Annotated in this window: 21 protein-coding genes; 12 read left to right on the top strand and 9 right to left on the bottom strand. The window is 70.7% G+C overall.

Features of this window, described 5'->3' with window-relative positions:
• Positions 1-18: 18 nt before the first annotated feature.
• Positions 19-447, top strand: a complete 429-nt coding sequence (locus tag ACX114_RS14965) for a hypothetical protein (RefSeq protein WP_120586489.1) — start codon at positions 19-21, stop codon at positions 445-447.
• On the top strand, positions 444-950 hold the full coding sequence (locus ACX114_RS14960; protein WP_459298712.1) for a hypothetical protein: 507 nt from the start codon (positions 444-446) through the stop codon (positions 948-950). The genes ACX114_RS14965 and ACX114_RS14960 overlap by 4 nt, the downstream gene beginning before the upstream one ends.
• A 66-nt stretch (positions 951-1,016) precedes the next feature.
• On the opposite strand, the gene ACX114_RS14955 is transcribed toward ACX114_RS14960, so the two are convergent.
• The 3 genes from ACX114_RS14955 to ACX114_RS14945 are packed head-to-tail and all read right to left on the bottom strand — an operon-like array spanning position 1,017 to position 4,194.
• Positions 1,017-2,213, bottom strand: a complete 1,197-nt coding sequence (locus tag ACX114_RS14955; protein WP_206797108.1) for a class I SAM-dependent rRNA methyltransferase — start codon at positions 2,211-2,213, stop codon at positions 1,017-1,019.
• Positions 2,210-3,055, bottom strand: a complete 846-nt coding sequence (locus ACX114_RS14950; protein WP_459298710.1) for an HAD-IIB family hydrolase — start codon at positions 3,053-3,055, stop codon at positions 2,210-2,212. Before ACX114_RS14950 ends, ACX114_RS14955 begins: the two co-directional genes overlap by 4 nt.
• Entirely contained in the window at positions 3,052-4,194 is a 1,143-nt protein-coding gene (locus ACX114_RS14945; protein ID WP_459298708.1) for a hypothetical protein, read from the bottom strand. Before ACX114_RS14945 ends, ACX114_RS14950 begins: the two co-directional genes overlap by 4 nt.
• 88 nt (positions 4,195-4,282) lie before the next feature.
• Between ACX114_RS14945 and ACX114_RS14940 the strand changes: the two genes are divergently transcribed.
• The 4 genes from ACX114_RS14940 to ACX114_RS14925 are packed head-to-tail and all read left to right on the top strand — an operon-like array spanning position 4,283 to position 6,743.
• Entirely contained in the window at positions 4,283-5,224 is a 942-nt protein-coding gene (locus ACX114_RS14940; RefSeq protein ID WP_459298706.1) for a magnesium transporter CorA family protein, read from the top strand.
• Positions 5,225-5,259: 35 nt separating this feature from the next.
• Complete coding sequence (locus tag ACX114_RS14935) at positions 5,260-6,045, top strand: alpha/beta fold hydrolase (protein ID WP_459298704.1); 786 nt, start codon at positions 5,260-5,262, stop codon at positions 6,043-6,045.
• Positions 6,046-6,083: 38 nt separating this feature from the next.
• The gene (locus ACX114_RS14930; RefSeq protein ID WP_459298702.1) at positions 6,084-6,353 is read left to right on the top strand and encodes a peroxidase; all 270 of its coding nucleotides are present in this window, start codon (positions 6,084-6,086) and stop codon (positions 6,351-6,353) included.
• 30 nt (positions 6,354-6,383) lie between these two features.
• A complete protein-coding gene (locus ACX114_RS14925) occupies positions 6,384-6,743 on the top strand; it encodes a carboxymuconolactone decarboxylase family protein (RefSeq protein ID WP_459298700.1) in 360 nt (119 codons plus the stop codon).
• Between the two features lie 2 nt (positions 6,744-6,745).
• Here the strand turns inward: ACX114_RS14925 and ACX114_RS14920 are convergent, their stop codons facing one another.
• From ACX114_RS14920 to ACX114_RS14905, 4 genes are all read right to left on the bottom strand, one after another.
• A complete protein-coding gene (locus ACX114_RS14920; RefSeq protein WP_459298698.1) occupies positions 6,746-7,126 on the bottom strand; it encodes a hypothetical protein in 381 nt (126 codons plus the stop codon).
• A 36-nt stretch (positions 7,127-7,162) separates the two neighbouring features.
• Entirely contained in the window at positions 7,163-8,170 is a 1,008-nt protein-coding gene (locus ACX114_RS14915) for a dipeptidase (RefSeq protein WP_459300171.1), read from the bottom strand.
• A 75-nt stretch (positions 8,171-8,245) separates the two neighbouring features.
• Positions 8,246-9,379: a serine/threonine-protein kinase gene (locus tag ACX114_RS14910; protein ID WP_459298696.1), complete on the bottom strand. Its 1,134-nt coding sequence runs from the start codon at positions 9,377-9,379 to the stop codon at positions 8,246-8,248.
• Between the two features lie 219 nt (positions 9,380-9,598).
• A complete protein-coding gene (locus ACX114_RS14905; RefSeq protein ID WP_459298694.1) occupies positions 9,599-10,183 on the bottom strand; it encodes a hypothetical protein in 585 nt (194 codons plus the stop codon).
• Positions 10,184-10,520: 337 nt separating this feature from the next.
• On the opposite strand from ACX114_RS14905, the gene thiS reads away from it, so the two are divergent.
• The 6 genes from thiS to ACX114_RS14875 all read left to right on the top strand — a co-directional run bounded on the left by thiS (position 10,521) and on the right by ACX114_RS14875 (position 15,452).
• Positions 10,521-10,724, top strand: a complete 204-nt coding sequence (gene thiS, locus ACX114_RS14900) for a sulfur carrier protein ThiS (protein WP_014395831.1) — start codon at positions 10,521-10,523, stop codon at positions 10,722-10,724.
• A 26-nt stretch (positions 10,725-10,750) separates the two neighbouring features.
• A complete protein-coding gene (locus ACX114_RS14895; RefSeq protein ID WP_120552339.1) occupies positions 10,751-11,536 on the top strand; it encodes a thiazole synthase in 786 nt (261 codons plus the stop codon).
• 2 nt (positions 11,537-11,538) lie between these two features.
• A complete protein-coding gene (locus ACX114_RS14890; RefSeq protein ID WP_459298691.1) occupies positions 11,539-12,171 on the top strand; it encodes a thiamine phosphate synthase in 633 nt (210 codons plus the stop codon).
• Positions 12,172-12,214: 43 nt separating this feature from the next.
• On the top strand, positions 12,215-13,258 hold the full coding sequence (locus ACX114_RS14885) for a hypothetical protein (RefSeq protein WP_459298689.1): 1,044 nt from the start codon (positions 12,215-12,217) through the stop codon (positions 13,256-13,258).
• A gap of 6 nt (positions 13,259-13,264) precedes the next feature.
• Entirely contained in the window at positions 13,265-14,149 is an 885-nt protein-coding gene (locus tag ACX114_RS14880; protein WP_459298687.1) for a DUF4129 domain-containing protein, read from the top strand.
• A 118-nt stretch (positions 14,150-14,267) separates the two neighbouring features.
• Positions 14,268-15,452 (top strand): DUF4350 domain-containing protein, encoded by a 1,185-nt coding sequence (locus ACX114_RS14875; protein WP_459298686.1) that lies wholly within the window; start codon positions 14,268-14,270, stop codon positions 15,450-15,452.
• Positions 15,453-15,524: 72 nt separating this feature from the next.
• Here the strand turns inward: ACX114_RS14875 and exoP are convergent, their stop codons facing one another.
• Complete coding sequence (gene exoP, locus ACX114_RS14870) at positions 15,525-16,727, bottom strand: spore coat polysaccharide biosynthesis glycosyltransferase ExoP (protein ID WP_459298684.1); 1,203 nt, start codon at positions 16,725-16,727, stop codon at positions 15,525-15,527.
• Between the two features lie 87 nt (positions 16,728-16,814).
• Positions 16,815-17,876, bottom strand: coding sequence for a glycosyltransferase family 4 protein (locus ACX114_RS14865; RefSeq protein WP_459298682.1), 1,062 nt, complete (start codon positions 17,874-17,876; stop codon positions 16,815-16,817).
• Between the last annotated feature and the right edge of the window lie 6 nt (positions 17,877-17,882).

The raw sequence follows: 17,882 nt of genomic DNA, 5'->3' as shown, positions 1-17,882 counted from the left end.
ACTGGTATGACTGCACGTATGACGCTCGAAGATGCCCAGCGACTGGTGCAGTCATTCATCCGGGCCCACGGAGGCGATGCGCAGGCCTCCGGGCTGAACGCGAAGGGATTTGGCGGCGCCGCGCTCGGCGACGCGCAGGTCTACTTCGAACACGTGAAGGACTCGGGGGCGCTGAAGTGCAGCGCCCTCATCTACCGCTTCCGCGACGCGCCCCGGCCGGGCGTCATCGACGGGTTCCGTGACGAAGAGAAGAAGGGCACGGACACCGGCGGCGGCAAGGTGGACTACGAGACCGAGAACAAGTCCCTCTTCCTGAGCCGCACGTACGGCGTGGTGCCGTCGGAGCAGCAGTTCAAGGAAGACGTGGACCGGCTCGTGGAAGCCAGCCTCGTGTGGGGCGACGAAGTGTTCAACCGCGTCGCGGACCGCGTCATCCCCGCGAAGTGATCGGCACGTTCGCCAGCAAGATCCAGTGGCTGCTGTCCTCCATGGGCATGGCGCGTCCCGCGCCGCCCGCGGGGGGGCCGATGACGCGCGACGCGGCCCGGCAGCTGGTGAAGTGGTACCTCCAGACGCAGGGCGCCGGCGTCACCGAGGGCCTCAACGAGCAGGGGCTGGGCGGCATGATGAACGGCGAAGGCCAGTACGCCTTCGAGCACGTCGAGTCGCCCCCGGCGCTCAAGTGCAGCGCCCTCATCTACCGGTTCCGCGAACCGCCCAAGCCCGGCATCATCGAGGGCTTCCAGCAGCAGCAGGAAGAGGGCACGGACACGGGCGGCGGCAACGTCGACTTCGAGCCCGACACCGGCAATCTCTTCCTGACCCGCACCTACGAAGTCGTGCCGGACGGCCGCGAGTTCACCCGCGACCTGGATCGGCTGGGCAAGGCCAGCGTCGTCTGGGGCAAGGACGTGCTGGACCGCGTGGCCCACAAGGTCTTCGGCACCTGAGCACTCCCGGGGACCACCGGAGGCGCGCCTCATGTCAGGCGCGCCCCGGGGCCGGGGCCCAAGCCGCTACACCGACTGCATCACGTAGAACTTGAGGTACTTCCCTTCCGGGAACTGCAGGCGCACGGGGTGATCCGGCGGCTGGTAGCGCTCCTCCACGAGCGCCAGGTCCACGCCGGCCTTGAAGCCCGCCTCGCGCACGGCGCCCATGAACATGTCGCCCGTCACGCGCGCGGAGCACGACGCCGTGGCCAGCAGGCCTCCGGGACGCAGGAGCGCCAGGGCCTGCCGGTTGAGGGACGCGTAGCCGTCCACGGCCGCCTCCACCGCGCGCTGGCTCTTCGCGAAGGCGGGCGGGTCCAGGATGATGAGGTCGAACGTGCGGCCCTCCTCCTTGAACGACTGGATGAGCGCGAACACGTCCGCCGCCAGGAAGTCATGCTTCGCCGCCGGCAGCCCGTTGCGCGTGAAGTTCTCCCGCGCCAGGGCGATGGCCTCCGGGTCCTGATCCACGGAGAAGACGCTGTTGGCCCCGCCCAGCGCCGCGTTCACGGAGAAGCCGCCGCTGAAGCTGAAGCAGTTGAGCACGTCCCTCCCCTGCCCCAGCCGGCGGATGAGGTAGCGGTTCTCACGCTGATCCAGGAAGAAGCCCGTCTTCTGCCCCTTCCATGCGTCCACCAGGAAGATGGCGCCGCGCTCGCGGATGGGGATGAGCTCCGGGGCCTCCTCGCCCCACAGCATCTTCCCGCTGCCGCGGCCGTCGTCCTCCTCCACGTCGTCGCGTCCCACCTCGTCGCGGCCGAGGATGCCCTTGAGGCCCGGGACGCCCGCCTTCAGCGCCTCCACGATGAGGGGGCGGTACGGGGTGAGGCCGGCGGAGTAGAGCTTCATCACCGCCCAGCCCGCGTACAGGTCCACCACGACGCCGGGCAGGCCGTCGCCCTCGCCGTGGATGAGGCGGTAGCTGTCCGTGTCCTTCAGGTCGATGAGCGCCGTGCGCGCGGCCAGGGCCCGCTGCACGCGCTGGGTGATGAAGCGCGAGTCCACCGTCTCGCGCGAGTCCCGCGTGAGCACGCGCACCGCGATGGCCGAGTGCGGGTCGTAGTACCCGCGCGCGACGAACTTCCCGTTCTCCGTCAGGTCCACCACGCTGCCGGCCGGAATCCGCGGCGTGTGCTCCAGGGCCTTGCGGAACACCCACGGGTGCCCCGCACGCAGGTGACGCCCCAGGCCTCGGGCCAGCTCCAGCTTCACGACATTCACGTTGAAACTCCTCGACTGCGACTGCGGGCCGTCCGGCGGCGGGCGAGGAGGGCTGAAGCCAGCTCCTCGAAGCCCCGCCCCTCGGGCGCCCGGGTGATGAAGGCCGGCGGCGCGTCGATGCGATCCAACACCGCGCGCACGTTGGCCACGCCCACGCCCAGCTTGAACGCCTGGAACATCGGAGCGTCGTTGAAAGAATCCCCCGCGTAGACGTACCGGCCGTCCGCGGGGTCCAGCTTCTCGCCCCACGCCACCTTCGCGAATCGGCGCGACGCGGAGAGCTTGTCGAAGCGGCCCAGCCAGCAGTTGACGTGGACGGACGAGCGCACCGCCGTCACGCCCCGGGCCCTGAGCAGCGACTCGATGCGGGAGGCCCCTTCATCGCCCAGCCGGGCCTCCTCGTTGTAGTCCACCGCCAGGTCCACTTCCGTGTAGCGGCTGTCCACGGACAGCCGCGCGCCGGGCACCTGGGCGAGCACGCGCTCGACCTCCTTCTCCAGGCGCTGGCGGTTCGCCACGCGCTGGGAGGGCGGCTCCAGGTACACCTTGCGCAGCTTCCCCTTGGCGTCCTTGAGGAAGAACAGCCCGCCGTTCTCCACGACGACACCATCCACGGGGAGCTGGCGGGCCCATGCCTCGCCCCACCCCGCCGGCCTTCCGCTCACCAGCACCACGCGCAGGCCGGACGCGGACAACTGCTCCAGGGAGCGCACCGTCTGGCTGCGCAGCTTGTGGCCCGTCGTCAGCGTGCCGTCCACGTCGGTGAAGACGCCCTGCACGCCAGACAGGTCCGCCTGCCGCAGGGGGCGCGGCTCCACGGCCTTCACGTTCGCTGGCTTCACATCACGTCCAGTTGCGCGAGCTGGGACTGGAAGGACTCGATGGTGGAGAGCAGCTCCGGCCCCGTGAGCGTGGCGAGCTTCAGCTTGCGCGCCTTGCGCAGGAACGCGTCCATGGTGGGGTCCCGGCCATAGAGCGACTGCGCGCTGGCCGCGGCCTCCGCCAGCGCCTTCGCGGACGCGACCGGATCCTTCTTCGACTGCATCAGCGCGCGCTCCAGGCGCACGCCGCACGCGGCCCACACCTCGCGGTCGTGGAGGATGAGCAACTGGCGCTGGTTCACCGCGGACAGGCTCCGCACCAGCTCATCCAGCCCTTCCGTCACCGTCAGCAGCCGTGCCTGCTCGGGGGCGGACTCGAGCGCGAGCGCTCCAATCTCCGCGCGGGCCTCCACGATGTGGCGCTTGTCCTGCGCGCGCAGGTTCCGGTACGCGGCGGTGCGGCCGAAGGCGTCCAGCTCCGTCTGGAGCTGCTGCGCGTTCCACAGCACCTCCTCCGGCTTCGCGTCGCGCACCTTGTTGAGCCGCGCTCCGACGATGCGGACCAGGTCGGACGTGATGGCGCGCACCGTGACGGCCGCCTTCACCTCCGCCTCGTAGCCGGGCACCACCTGGGCGCGCGACACCTCGCCGAAGGTGCTCGCGGACTCGAAGACGAGCTGGCTCATCTGTTCGCGGTAGTCGGACCGGAAGCGTTGGATTTCCGCCAACAGCTGCCAGCGGTCGCTCACCACGGACGGGTTGCGCATGGCCTCGCCCAGCTGGGTGATGCTCTGGGCCAGCCGGGCCATGCCCTCCTGGAGCATGGCGGGCACATCCCCGGGGCCCTTGCGGGACGCGGCCGGCGGCGGCGTGCCGGGAAACTGCTCCCGGATGACGTTGAGCAGCGCGTTGACGTCCATCACCGTGTCGCGGATGACGGGCGCCATCTCCTCCCACAGCGACAGGTCGGGGCTGGCGTCGACGACGGGCGTCTCGTACTTCACCAGGTCCAGGTCGCTCAGCCGGGAGATGGCCTGGGCCACGGCGAGATACACCGCTCGCAGCCGCGCGGCGAAGGCGCGGTCGGGCAGCGACTGGAGGATTTGTTCGAGCCTCGGGGTCAAGGAGGCCGGCGGTGGATTCTCGGCGGCAGCGGACACGTTGACCCCACTCTACCGCTCGACATCGCGTCCGGGGAGTTCTAGCAAGCGTCCCGGGCCCGAGGGGTGGGCCGGGGAGTCCACGGAAATGATCCAGGTCTGTCTGTGGGAAGACGGCAGGGCTGTCTTGGGGGGTGAAGAGCTGCTCGACAGGGCGGGGCCCAAGTGGATCGACGTCCTGGAGCCGGACGCGGAGGTGATGGGCCGCCTGGCCGAGCGCTTCCAGTTGCACCGCCTGGCCGTCGAGGACTGCCTGCACCTGGACCAGCGGCCCAAGCTGGAGGAATACCCGCACCACCAGTTCATCGTGATGCAGGGCTTCAGCTGCGGCTCGGACGTCACGGAGCTCACGCTGCACGAGCACCACTTCTTCCTCGCGCAGGACTGGCTCATCAGCGTGCACGCGCTGCGCCTGTCCAGCCATGACGCCGTCCTGCGGCGCGTGAAGGACGACCCCGCGGGCACGCTGGGCCGGGGCGTGGACGTCATCCTCTACCTGCTCGCGGACGCGCTCGTGGACGCCCAGTTCCCCATCATGGACGACTTCGGCGACCGGCTGGACGACCTGGAGGACGCCATCTTCGCGGAGCCGGATCCGCAGCACCTGCAGCGCATCTTCCAGCTCAAGCGCGCGCTGGTGACGCTGCGCCGCGTGCTGTCCCCGCAGCGCGACGTGGTGGGCATGCTGTCGCGCCGGGGCATCCCGCAGATCCAGGAGAAGACGACGCTGTACTTCCGCGACGTCTACGACCATCTCATCCGGCTGTATGAGCAGATCGACGCCAGCCGCGACGTGGTGGGCAACGTGATGGACGGCTACCTGTCCATGGTGGCCCAGCGCACCAACGACATCAGCAAGCAGCTCACCATCTTCGCCACCCTCTTCCTGCCCCTGTCCTTCATCGTGGGCTTCTTCGGGCAGAACTTCGAACAGTTGACGGGACCGGGCTGGTACGCCGCCATGTGGGTGACCATGGTGGGCTTCCCCCTGGGGCTCGTCGGCTGGTTCAAGTACAAGAAGTGGATCTGACGCCGCCCCCCGCGGCGGGCCGCGAGGAGGCACGCATGCTGACGGTCGCCGTGGATGGGGTTTCGCTGCACTACCGGGACGTGGGCCAGGGGTTGCCGGTGCTGCTCATGCACGCCTTCCCGCTGGATGGCTCCGCGTTCGACCGGCAGGTGGCCGCGCTGTCCGGGCGCTACCGCTTCCTGGTGCCGGACCTGCGCGGCTTCGGGCAGAGCCAGTTGGGCGAAGGCCCCACGGAGATGCGCAAGCTGGCGCAGGACGCGCTCGCGCTGCTGGACGCGTTGAACATCGACACGGCGGTGGTGGGTGGCGTGTCCATGGGCGGCTACGCGGCCCTGGCGCTCCTGCGCGAGGACCCGGGCCGGGTGCGTGGGCTGGTGCTTGCGGACACGCAGTGCACCGCGGATGACGCCGCCGGGAAGGACAAGCGCGAGGCCACCGCGCAGCAGGCGCTGAAGGAAGGCACGGCGTCCGTCGTCCAGGGGCTGGTGCCCAAGCTGGTCCACGCGGGGCCGGACTCGCCGGTGGGCCGCGAGGTGACGAAGCTGGGGCTGTCCGTGTCGCCGGAGTCCATCGCCGCCGCGCAGCGGGGCATGGCGCTGCGGCTGGACAGCAAGGACCTGCTCGCGCGCTACGCGGGGCCCGCGCTGGTCGTGGTGGGCGAGCACGACGCCGTGACGCCGCTGGCGAAGGCGAAGCAGATGGCGGACCTGGTGCAGGGCGCGCGGCTGGAGGTCATCCCCGGCGCGGCGCACCTGCCCAACCAGGAACAGCCGGAGGCCTTCAACTCGGTGCTGGACAGCTTCCTCGCGTCGCTGGCCTGATGGACGACGTCCCCGTCCTCTCGCCAGGGAAGTGCGCGATGCTGAAGTCCCCCGCTCCGGAAAACATGTACCTGCCCGACGTGGAGTCGCACGAGTCCGACGGGCACTACGGGAAGATGATCGCCATGGCGCGGGCCGGGGGCATGACGCCGCCGGGCATCTGGCACCTGTTCGCGTTCAAGCCGCGCATGACGGACGCGCTGTCCGCCTTCACCCACGAGGTGATGCGCGGCCCGTCCCCGCTGTCCGCCGGGCTGCGGGAGCTCATCGCCGCGTACACGTCGCGGCGCAACGCCTGCGTATTTTGAACGGGCTCTCACGCCGCGGTCGCGGCGGAATTGCTGGGCAGCACGCAGCACGTCCAGGCGGTGCTGGACGACGTGAAGACGGCCCCCATCCCGGAGGCCGAGAGGGCGTTGTTCGCCTTCGTGGACCAACTCAACGACGCGCCCGGAGACGTGCGCCGCGAGGACGTGGAGCGCCTGAAGGCGGCTGGCTGGTCGGACGAGGCCGTCTACGACGCGATCTCCGTCTGCGCCCTCTTCAACTTCTACAACCGGTGGATTGACGGCACCGGCGTGCAGGGCCTCTCACCGGCCATGTACGAACGGTCCGCGAAGCGCATGGCCGCGGGCGGCTACCTGCCCGCGCCCCCTCCCGGTTCCCCACCGAAGTCCGAAGGGGAACCGGAGCGCTGACGTTACGGCTGACAGACGGCCTGGTTGTCCTGCACGGCGCAGGACGAACAATCCGCCGTCTTCACCAGCACGCCCTGCTGGCACGTGAGGAGTGCGGCGCCGTTGGGGCTGCACACGCCCTTGCCTTCCGCGTCCATGGCGCAGCCGTCGTTCTCCTGGTTGAGGGACGTGTCGCACCGCACGCTGTCCGCCAGCTCCCGGCAGCCCAGCGGCCCGCGGCACGCGAGCGGACGCCAGGTGCCATTGCGGCACTCCAGGGCCTGCGCGTCGTCCTGGCACACGTAGTCGCCGCCGTCACACGAGTCGCCCGAACCCGGCCCACCACAGCCGGAAAGAAGGAAGAAACCGACGAGGGACAGGAGCGCGAGGGGAAGACGTTTCATGGGTGCCGGCGACTCTTTTCGACAGGTATTTCGCTGTCAACCGCCGCCGAGCGTCTCGCGAAAGTAACGCCGGAAGTTGCCACCCATCACACGTTCCACCCAGGACTCCGGGTGTCGCTTGAGCAGCGCTTCCGTGAGCCGGGGCAGATCCGTCACGTCCCGCATGCCCCGGGGCAGCGCCACCATGCCGTCGTAGTCACTGCCCACGCCCACGCCCTCCACCCCCATCACGTCCACGGCGTGCTCCACGTGGCGGACCACGTCGTCCCACGTGTCGCCGCCCAGGTACACCGGCGCCAGGATGATGCCCACCACGCCGCCGCGCTGGGCGATGGTGCGCAGCGCCGCGTCGGACAGGTTGCGCCAGCCGCCGCCCGCCGCGCGCACGCCGGTGTGCGAGCAGAAGTAGCGCACCGTGGGGTGCGCGAAGAGGTCCGTGAGCGTCTGCTCGGAGGCGTGCGCCACGTCCACGCTCATCCCCAGGCGGGCCATCTCCTCCATCACCTGGTGCCCCAGTGGCGTGAGCCCCCGGTTGCCCATCATGGGGAAGGACGAACCGCCCAGGTCGTTGTTGGACAGGTGCGTGAGCCCCATGAAGCGCACCCCGCGTTGGTGCAGCTCCGCGAGCCGCTCCACCTGGCCTTCAATCGCGTGGCCTCCCTCCACGCCCAGCACCGCCGAAAGCCGCCCGTGCGCGAGGTTGTCCTCCAGCCCCGCCCCGGTGGTGGCGACGCGCACGGTGTCCCCGGAGCGGGCGCAGAAGGCGTCCAGCTTTTCAATCTGCCAGAGCGCGCGGGTCCACTCGCCGCCGCGCGCCTCGCGGGGCCACTTGCGCCACGCGGCGAACAGCGGGAAGCCGCCAATGAACGGGAAGCCCCGGGTCACCAGCGTGAAGCACTGCAGCTTCACCCCCGCCTCGCGCAGGCGGGGGAAATCCACGTGCCCCTCCGTCGACCGCTCGCACAGGTCGCGGTTCCACATCAGCGAGTCCGCGTGTCCGTCCGCGATGCACCACTGCCGGTGCAGCTCCTTCACGTCACCCATGCCAGCAGTCTTCGCCACGGCCTCCCGCGATGACAAGCGCCCGCCGGGCGTCTGGCGACGTCCGGACGTCACGCCTCACGTCCAGTCCGCGCCGTCGTCATCGCAGCCGTCCCAGAGGTCGTCCTCCAGCGGAAGCCCCGCCTCCGCCGCCCCCGCGGGGTCCACGAGCGCGTCCGTGCGCACCTCCGCCACCTCGCGCAGCGCTTCCGGAGGGCCATAGGGCCGCCCCTCCGCGTTCAGCAGCCCCCGGAGCGCGTCCCGCAGCTCCGCGCCCGTCTGGAAGCGCAGGTCGCGGTCTCGCTGGAGCACCCTCTGCAGCACCGCCCGCATGCCCGGCGAAAGCCCCCGCGTGGCCTGCTCCACGTGGGCCGGCGTCAGGCACGCCATGCGCGCGGCCATCAGCGGCGCGGGGAGCCAGCTGGGCGTCTCCGCGCACAGCCCGCGCGTTCCGGGCACGGGCTGGGCCTGCTGCGCGGCGCGCTCCACGTCGTCCAGGTCCAGCAGGTGCAGTCCGGTGAGCAGCTCCAGCAGCACCATCCCCAGGGAGAACAGGTCCGCGCGGCCATCCAGAGGCAGGCCCTCCAGCGCCTCCGGCGACGCATAGGCCACGTCCCCGCGCACGAGCCCCGGCTCCGTCACCACGCGCCCCGGCATCCGCGACCATGCGAGCGCGAAGTCCGACAGCCGCACCCGCCCGTGCACGTCCACGCGCAGGGAGCGGGGGCTGATGTCGCGGTGGACCACGCCCACGGGCAGGCCGCGCGCGTCCTCCAGCGAATGGGCGTGATGGAGCGCGTCCGCCACCTCCGCGCCCACGTACGCGGCGAACGCCTCCGAGAAGGGCCGCCGCCGCAGCGCCGCGAAGCTGGACAGCGTCTCCAGGCACGGCCCGTCCACGAACTCCGTCACCAGGTGGGGCGCGCCGTCATGCACCCGCACCAGGTACACCGGCGCGATGGCCGGATGGGACAGCCGCATGAGCAGCTTCACCTCTTCCCGCAGCCGCGCCCGCGCCACGTCATCCGTCACGTCGCGCAGGCGCTTGATGAGCACCAGCCCCCCCGGCGTGCGCGCGTAGTGCCTGCGGGCGAGCAGCAGCTCCCCGCCGGCGCGCGACCCCAGGTAGCGCACCAGCTCATAGGACGTGGCCCCGGTGGTGAAGAGGATGAAGGGCCGGGACGCGGAGGACGCGGGGGGATGGGTGGCCATCGTGGGTGACGCTCCTGACGAAGAGGCGCTTCCCGGGGGTGGGAAGGCATGAGGAACTCCTCACGCCCGCGTCCTACCACCCGGGTCAGACATCCCCATCCGACCCCACCGGGCATCTCCCCGACTAAAAAGGAAACGGCCCCCACCGCGAGGGTGGGAGCCGCTGCCTTCAAGTATTTTCCCCAGTCCCGAAGGACGTCAGGCGCGTGAGGCGCGGGGTTACTTGTCCATCTTCTTCACCGGCGCCACCAGGGTGACGTCGCGGGCGACCATGTCCTTGCCGTCCATCACGTAGGAGGCGCGCACCTGCGAGCCCTCCTGGATGTCGTCCAGCTTCACCGCGCGGCTGCCGTTGTCCATCAGCGCGGTCTTGTCGTTGGTCTTGATCTTCAGTTCCTTGTTGGAGCTGTCCACCAGCGTCAGCGTGTCACCGGACTTGGACAGCACGCGGCCGTTGACGGTGGTGGCCGCCGCGGCGCTGGTGGTGCCGGCCATGCCGGAGCCGCCCTCGGCCAGGTCCTCATTCCGGTTGGCCTGGGCCTCGGCCAGGTCCTGCTCCTCGTCACGGACCTCCTCGTTGGCGCTGGCGATCTTGTCGTTCGCGTCCTGGCGCGCCTCCGCGACGTCCTCGTTGGCGTTCTGCTGCGCCGACGCCAGCTCCTGGCTCTCGTCCTGGCGCGCCTCCGCCGTCTCCTGCGCCGCTTCCTGACGGGCCTCGGCGACATCCTCGCGCTGCGACTGGACGTCATCCTTCTTGCAGCCGGTGACCATCGTCAGACCCGCGACCGCCGTGACCGCAATCATGAGCTTCCGCATGTGTGACCGCCCCCTGTGAGTGTGTTCTTGAGTGCCGGTGATTTGTTCCCCGGCGTTGGGCAGAAACTGGTCGCTGCCCCCGTACCTGCACAGCGCTTGGCAACGCAGGGAGCCATGAGCAGGGGCGGCCCGCGCACGAGGGAGGCCCTGGCCGTCTGCCTGCTGGGGAAGCGGAACAAAACGCAAAGGAGCGCGAAAAATCCGTTCCGGTGCGCTGAAGCAGGCCTGTTGCATGGGGGAGGCTGTGCGTTGACAGGGCAGAACCGCCCTTGTACTGGCTGCGGCGGGTCCCGTCCGAAGGGGGGCCGGAAGGAGCCGTGAGGCCATGAACGTGTGGGTCAACGGAGAAGCGCGGACGCTGCCGGAGGGCAGCACCCTTTCGTCCCTGCTGGCGCTGTTGAATCTGGGCAGCGGCCCGGGGGTGGCGGTGGAGGTGAACGCGGAGGTGGTGCGCCGCGCCCGTCACCCCGAGCACCGGCTCCAGGACGGGGACCGGGTGGAGATCGTCACCTTCGTGGGTGGCGGGTGAGCGCAGGCCCTGGAGAGGAGACGGTCATGAGCGGCATCGCGGACAAGCCTTTCACGCTGGCGGGGGTGACGTTCACCTCGCGGCTCATCGTCGGGACGGGGAAGTACCCCAGTCACGAGGTGATGAAGCAGTGCCACGAAGCGTCGGGCGCGGAGCTCGTCACGGTGGCGGTGCGGCGGTTGGACCTGAAGGCGACGGGCGAGGCGTCGCTGATGAACTGGATCGACCGCAACAAGATGCGCCTCTTGCCCAACACGGCGCTCTGCTACACGGCGGAGGACGCGGTGCGCACGTGCCGGCTGGCGGAAGAGCTGGGCATGAGCAAGTGGGTGAAGCTGGAAGTGCTCGGCGACGAGAAGACGCTCTACCCGGACGTCGAGGAGACGGTGAAGGCCGCCCGCATCCTGGTGAAGGAAGGCTTCACGGTGCTGCCGTACACCAGCGACGACCCCATCACCGCGCGCAAGCTGGAGGACGCGGGCTGCGCGGCGGTGATGCCGCTGGCGGCGCCCATCGGCAGCGGGCTGGGCATCCGCAACCCGCACAACCTGCGGCTCATCCGTGAAGTGGTGAAGGTGCCGGTCATCGTGGACGCGGGCGTGGGCACGGCGTCCGACGCGGCCATCGCCATGGAGCTGGGCGTGGACGCGCTGCTCATGAACACCGCCATCGCGGGCGCGAAGGATCCGGTGCGCATGGCCGTGGCCATGAAGAAGGCGGTGGAGGCCGGCCGCGACGCGTTCCTTGCCGGCCGCATCCCGCGCAAGGCGTACGGCTCCGCGTCCAGCCCCATCGAAGGGCTCGTGGAGTAGCGGTGCCCGCCCTGCCCCGCCTCGTGGTCATCACGGATTGGCGGCTGCCCCGGGCGCGGTTGCTCACCGCCCTGGAGCGGGCGCTGGAGGCGGGGCCGGACGTCGCCGTGCAGCACCGCCACCCGGAGGCCTCCGGGCGGCTGTTCCTGGAGGAGGCGCGGCTCCTGGCGGACGTGTGCCGGGGCCGGACGCTGTTCGTGAATGGCCGGCTGGATGTCGCGCTGCTCGTGGGCGCGCACCTGCATCTGCCTGCCTCCGGCCCTTCGCCCCGCGACGTGCGCCCGTTCCTGCCGGCGGGTCGGTGGGTGAGCGTGGCGGTGCATGACGCGCGCGAAGCGGAGGCATCGGTGGGCGCGGACCTGGCGCTGGTGAGCCCCGTGTTCGCTCCGGGGTCCAAGCCAGGGGATACGCGCGACACGCTGGGGCCCCATGGCTTCAAGGCCCTTGCGGAGCGGCTGCCCTGCCCTGCCCTGGCGCTGGGGGGGATGACGCCGGAGCGTGCTCGGGAGGTGCCGGGGACTTGGGGTGTCGCGGTCATCTCCGCCGTGCTGGAGGCGGAGGATCCGCGCGCGGCGGCCCTCGCGCTGCTGGATGCATGCGCGCCGCCTCACGGGCGGCCCGGGCATTGTTCGTGATGTGTGAACCCGGGCGCTGAAGGCGGCGCTATGCTGCGCGGCCGTGACGCCCTCCCCGACCTCCGTTGAGCTGCGCCCACTCGCCATCGGAGAAATCATCGACCGCGCGGCGACGTTCTGGCGCGCGCACCTGAAGCCCCTGTTCGTGCTGTGCCTGGGGTTCGACCTGCTCAACTACATCGCGGTCAAGGCGTTCACCGTCGTGATGACGCGCACGGTGGGCGTGCTGCCCGGGCTGGGGAAGACGCCTCCGGGTGCGGATCCCACGCAGGCCCTGGCCCAGTCCGGCATCGTGCTGGGGCTGATGCTCGTGCTGTATGTGTTCCTCATCTGGAACTTCTGGGTGGCCACCACGGCGGCTGCCCGGTACGTGATTCCCGCGCGGCTGGGGGAACCGGTGCGTTCCTCGGAAGGCCTGCGGCGAGCGGTGTCGCGCCTGGGCACGCTGACCGCGACCTACCTGCTGTCGATTCTCTGGTCCGTGGGGGTGACGCTCCTCTTGTGCCTGCCCGGCTCGCTCGTCATGGGAATGGGCGTGGTCGCGGCCGTCACCGGCCGGGGCACGGGCGGCGGCACGGCGCTGAGCATCGCGCTGATCATCATCGGCGCCATCGTGCTGGGCCTGGGCGCGCTGGCGGCGGTGCTCTGGTACTTCCTGCGCTTCATGCTGCTGCCTCCGGTGCTGGCCATGGAGGACGTGGGCGCGTGGGCGGCCTTCAAGCGCTCCGGGGCCCTGCTGAAGGGCCGTGTCGAGCCGGGCTTCATGGGCCGGGGCACGGTGCGGGCCATGGTGCTGTCCACGGTGGTGGGCGGCATCCTCATCGCGGTGAGCCTGGTGTCGGGGCTGCCCGCGTGGATCGTCCGGCTCGCCTACGGTGGCAACCTGTTGGACCCGGCGGCGCAGGCGGCCATTCCGCAGGCGCTGCTCGTCCCTGCGGAGTTGTTGCAGGTGGTGGGGCAGTCCTTCTTCACGCCGCTGAGCTTCGTGGTGTCCGCGTTCTTCTACGTGGACATGCGCGTGCGCCGCGAGGGCCTGGACCTGGAGCGGCGGATCGCGACCGCGGAGCCGGCGACGCCATCCCCCTGACCTCCCGTGCCCGCACTGCCCCTCGTCCTCCTGCTGGCTGCCCTGCCCCCGTGCGCGGACCGGGAGGCCGTGTCGCGCCAGCTCGAGGACACGGCGCGCTCGCGGCCCGCCGCGTTCAACGCGGAGGTGAACCGGCTGATGGAGGCACTGGACGGAGTGCCCCTGCCGCCCGGAACCTCCGGACAGACGGAGCCTGAGCGGGCGCGGCAGCTCACCGTGTACCTGGAGGCCGTGTGCCGCTTGGACGCGGAGCCGGCCGTGGCGCCCGGCGTGACGAGCGAACCGGAGCGGCTGCGCGCCATCCTCGACCGGCCGGAGTTCGCGAGGGCCCGGCAGCGCAACAGCGACCTGCTGACGCGCCTTCTGCGCGAGTTGCAGAACTGGCTGGAGGGCCTCTTCGAATCCCGTGGCGCGCAGGGCTTCGCGGTGGCCACGCGCGCGGTGATGCTGGGGCTGGCGCTGGCGGTGGTGTTGTTCGGTGTGCTGAGGGTGCGCTGGCGCCGGAGCAGGAAGGCCGTCACCGCGGAGGGAGTGGAGGGCGAAGCCGCGCCCCTGGAGCTGGACACGCCCGGAGAACACCTGGGCCGTGCGCGCACCGCGCTGGAGACGGAGGACGCACGCGAGGCCATCCGCGAAGGGCTGCTGGGCCTGCTGTCCACGCTGGAGCAGCGCAAGCTGGCGCGCCCGGACCGAGTGAAGACGAACCGCGAACTCGCCGCGGAGCTGCCCACGCGAGGCGCCCCCGCGCGTGTGACGGGTGAAGTGGAGCGGCTGGTCGGCTGGTACGATCAGGCCTTCTATTCGCTGGAGCCGGTGTCGCGCGAGGAGGCCACGCGCTTCGTGGAGTCCGTGGAGCAGTTGCACGGTTCGCTCGCGGAGGTCCGGCCATGAAGGGCTTCCGCGACAGCTTCCCTGGCCCCTCGCGCGCGCCGTGCAGCGTGCGGTGCATGAGCCAGCACGCATGCATTGACGGGCCGCGCCGCATCAGTTCCCGCACGGAGGTCCGGCCGTGAGGAACGCGCGCGTCGCGGTCGTCCTGGGCTTGATGATCGCAGTCGCATTGGCGGTCGGCCTGGCCTCACACGAGGCCCCGCCGGACTCCCCCGTGCCGTCCATCACGAACCCGGGCCCGTTGGGGCTCAAGGCCCTCTTCGTCTACCTGGAGGAACGCGGACGGGACGTCAGCGCGCAGACGTCGTCCCTGGACTCGATTCCCGCTGGCACGCGCACGCTGGTCATCGCCGCTCCGCAGGCCCAGCCCGTGACCAAGGAAGAGGTCGCCGCGCTGGAGCGCTTCGTCCGGGGCGGCGGCACGCTGGTGTACCTGTCTCCGCATGCGCTGGCGGAGCACCAGCCGGGAATGGAGGACTGGCTGCACATCGTCTCCGGCGCCCTGCCCGGCACGAACCACCAGGGCCTCGCCTCCGAATGGGTGGATCCCGCGGGCGTGACCGTGGACGTGTGGCTGCCCGCGGGCGCGCTGCGCGACCTGTCGCTCCTGCGCGTGGCCCGGGACCGGAGCATTCGGGTGGAACATGAAGACGCAGTGCCGCTGGCGGGCCTGGGCAATGCGGGCGTGCTGTGGCGCTGGGGGCTGGGCAAGGGCGAGGTCTACGTCGCCGCGGGCCCGGACCTCGCGGAGAACCGGCGCCTGGAGCTGCTCGACAACCTGCGCTTCTGGGATGCGCTCGCCGCGCGCGGCCCCCTGCGCTTCGACGAGTTCCACCACGCCGTCATCTCCCGCCCGCCCCTGTCCCAGGGCCTTTGGGTCTTCATCGCGCAGAGCCTCGCCGTGGGGCTCGTCTACGTCGTCTCCCGAGGCACCCGCTTCGGCGCCCCCCGGCCCGTGCGCGTGGAGCGGCACCGTTCCTCGCGCGAATACGTGCGCTCCCTGGGCTGGCTCATGCGCCGCGCGAAGGTGGAGGCGGAGCTGCTGCCGGAGCTCGACACCGGCCTGCGACGCCTGATGCACGAACGCCTGGGCATCGCCCCTTCTCTGCCGGACACGGAGGCCGCGCGGCTCCTGGAAGAGACCTGCGGCGTGCCCGCACGCGACTACCTGGACGCGAAGGAAGACCTCCTGCGCACGAAGGAGCGCACGCCCATCCGCCCCGCCGACTACACGCGCCTCGCCCGCCGCTACGCCCTGCTGGAGCGCCGCGTGACGGGCCGCGAGGGCGCTCCCCAGGAATGACGAAGGCGCGGTGCCCGGGGCGCTCGCACGCTCCGGACCCGCGCCCTCTTGTCGCCCGGTACCGGACCGGACCTACAGCTTCTTGCCCGCCGCGAGCATCGCCTCACCCACGTGCTGACGGATCTCGGCGACGCGCGCCTCCCAGCTCTCGTGGAAGATCTTCTCCGCGCGCTCCCGGTTCGGGCCCGGGTTGTCCGCCAGCGCGGCGTTGACCTGCTTCACGTAGTCCTCCGGCGTGGTGGCGATGCGGCACAGGCCCACCTTGCGGACCTCCGGCAGGTCGGACGACACCACCGGCAGGCCGGACGCCAGGTACTCGCGCACCTTCAGCGGGTTGGAGTTCAGCGTCAGCTCGTTGATGACGAACGGGTTGAGCGCCACGTCGAACGCCTTGTTGTAGCCCGGCAGGTCCGCGTACGGCTTGCGCCCCAGCATGTGGATGTTGGGAACGGCGCGCAGGCGGCTGTCGTCGCAGTCCGGCGTCGTCTTGCCCACGATGACCACCGAGCCCTCCGGGTGCGCCTTCGCGCACGCGATGATGGCGTCCTGATCAATCCAGTCCGCCACCAGCCCGAAGAAGCCGATGATGGGCTTGGGCAGCTTCGCGATGTCCTCCGGAATCTTCGTGGCCGGGTCGCACGCCTTCACGAAGTGCGAGAAGTCCGTGCCGTGGCGCACCAGCACCGTGCGCGGGTTGAGGCGCTTCTTGTTCTCATACAGGCGCTCCGCGGACGTGATGCACATGTCCGCGCGGCGCAGCAGGCGCTCCTCCAGCTCCGCGATGTGCTTGCCGTTCGTGTCGCTGAACGCGGAGAACTCGTCCACGCAGTGGTACACGACGAAGTCCTCGCCCAGCGTGCCGGACACCGGCGCGGACGCGGGCAGGAAGCTCCAGGAGATGGGGCGCTCGAACTTCAGCTGCTTCATCGCGCGCAGCACCTGGAGCCGCAGCAGGTGGCGGTTCGCCTGGCGCACCGTCTCCGAGCCGTAGAACGGAATCGCCAGCGGCGCGAGCACGTGCAGGTTGGGCTCCACCTCCTTGATGCCCTGGGTGAACGTCTTCAGCTTCTTGATGATCCGCTGCGCGTCGTGCGCGTTCGCCTTGGGCGCGCGGTTGCCAATGCTGTTCACCCACAGCACGCGGTTGTCCCGCGAGAGGATCCGCATGATGTGGACCTTCGACAGCGGATCCCCGTCCCAGTCGTTGGAGAACACCACCAGGTCCCGCCCACGGAGGGCCCGCTTCGACAGATCCATCTCTTCACTGCGCCGCATCGTCTACTCCTGAAGTCAAAAGTTCAGTGCTGAAGTCCCTGAAGCGCGCCCTCTCACTCGAAGGCGCCCCAACCCGTCCCCACTCCGTCACGCCGCGTTCACGGTTCCTGCACCTGCCATGCCGGACGGCAGCAACTCCGCGTACATGTCCAGCATCACCGGCCCCGCATCCGGAGCCGTCACCTTCGCCGGGCCCGCCGCCAGCGCGTCGCGCACCGCCTGCGCCAGCGCCCGCTCGTCCCCGGACTTGAACAACCGCGTGCCCTCGGGCCGAGCGCACACGTCGCTGGCCACGCACGGCACGCCCAACGCCAGCGCCTCGCGCACGGAGATGGAGTCCCCGTCGTGCGTCGTGGGCCGGATGAAGACGTCGCTCTGGGACAGGAGCCCCAGCGCCTTCGCGTGCTCCAATTCGCCCAGGTCCTCCAGGAGCCCCGCCACGCCCAGTTCGCGCGCGTCGCGGATGAACTCCTCGGAGCGCGTGCCCGGACCGAACAGCGCCAGGCCCACGCCCGGATGCGTCTCCGCCACGAGCTTCAGCGCGCGGAACATCTGCTTGCGCCCGTACACGGGCGAAGGGTGGTGCGCCATCGCGAGCAGCGGACTGCGCCGGGCCCGCGCGGCCTCCACCTCCGGCGTCACCGGGCCGGGCCGCACCTGCGAACCGCAGAAGGCCGGATGCACCACGACCTTCTCCTCCGGAACACCGCACGCGACCACCGCGTCACGCACCGCCGGAGAGACGGCCACCACCCGCGCGTAGCCCGCCAGCGCCGAGCGCGCGAACACGCGCCGGGCCTGCGACTCCGCCAGGTAGTCCGGGATCAATCCGGAGTGCAGCGTGATGACGCGCGGCGAGCGCGGCCCGGGCATGGTGCCCACCAGCGCCGCCAGCACCCACGCCTTCGGGTTGTTGCCGCTGGTGTGCAGGTGGACCGTCCAGCCCGCGGAGGTGAATCCCGCGAGCCGCAGGCCGAAGGCGGCGGCGCCGTGAACGGGGAGGACGTCCGGAGCCGGCCGGCCACCCTTCCCGATATCGAGCACCTTCGCCTCGACCCCGCGGTCGCGCAGAAATTGATGGAGTTGACGGACGTGGATGGCCACGCCCCCGTACGGCGGCGGGTAGTCCCCGACGAGCAGCACGCGCATGAAGCA

Source organism: Corallococcus sp. M7 (assembly GCF_054512695.1).
Note: the sequence above shows the minus strand (reverse complement) of the source record. Positions and strands in the feature narration are given on the sequence as shown.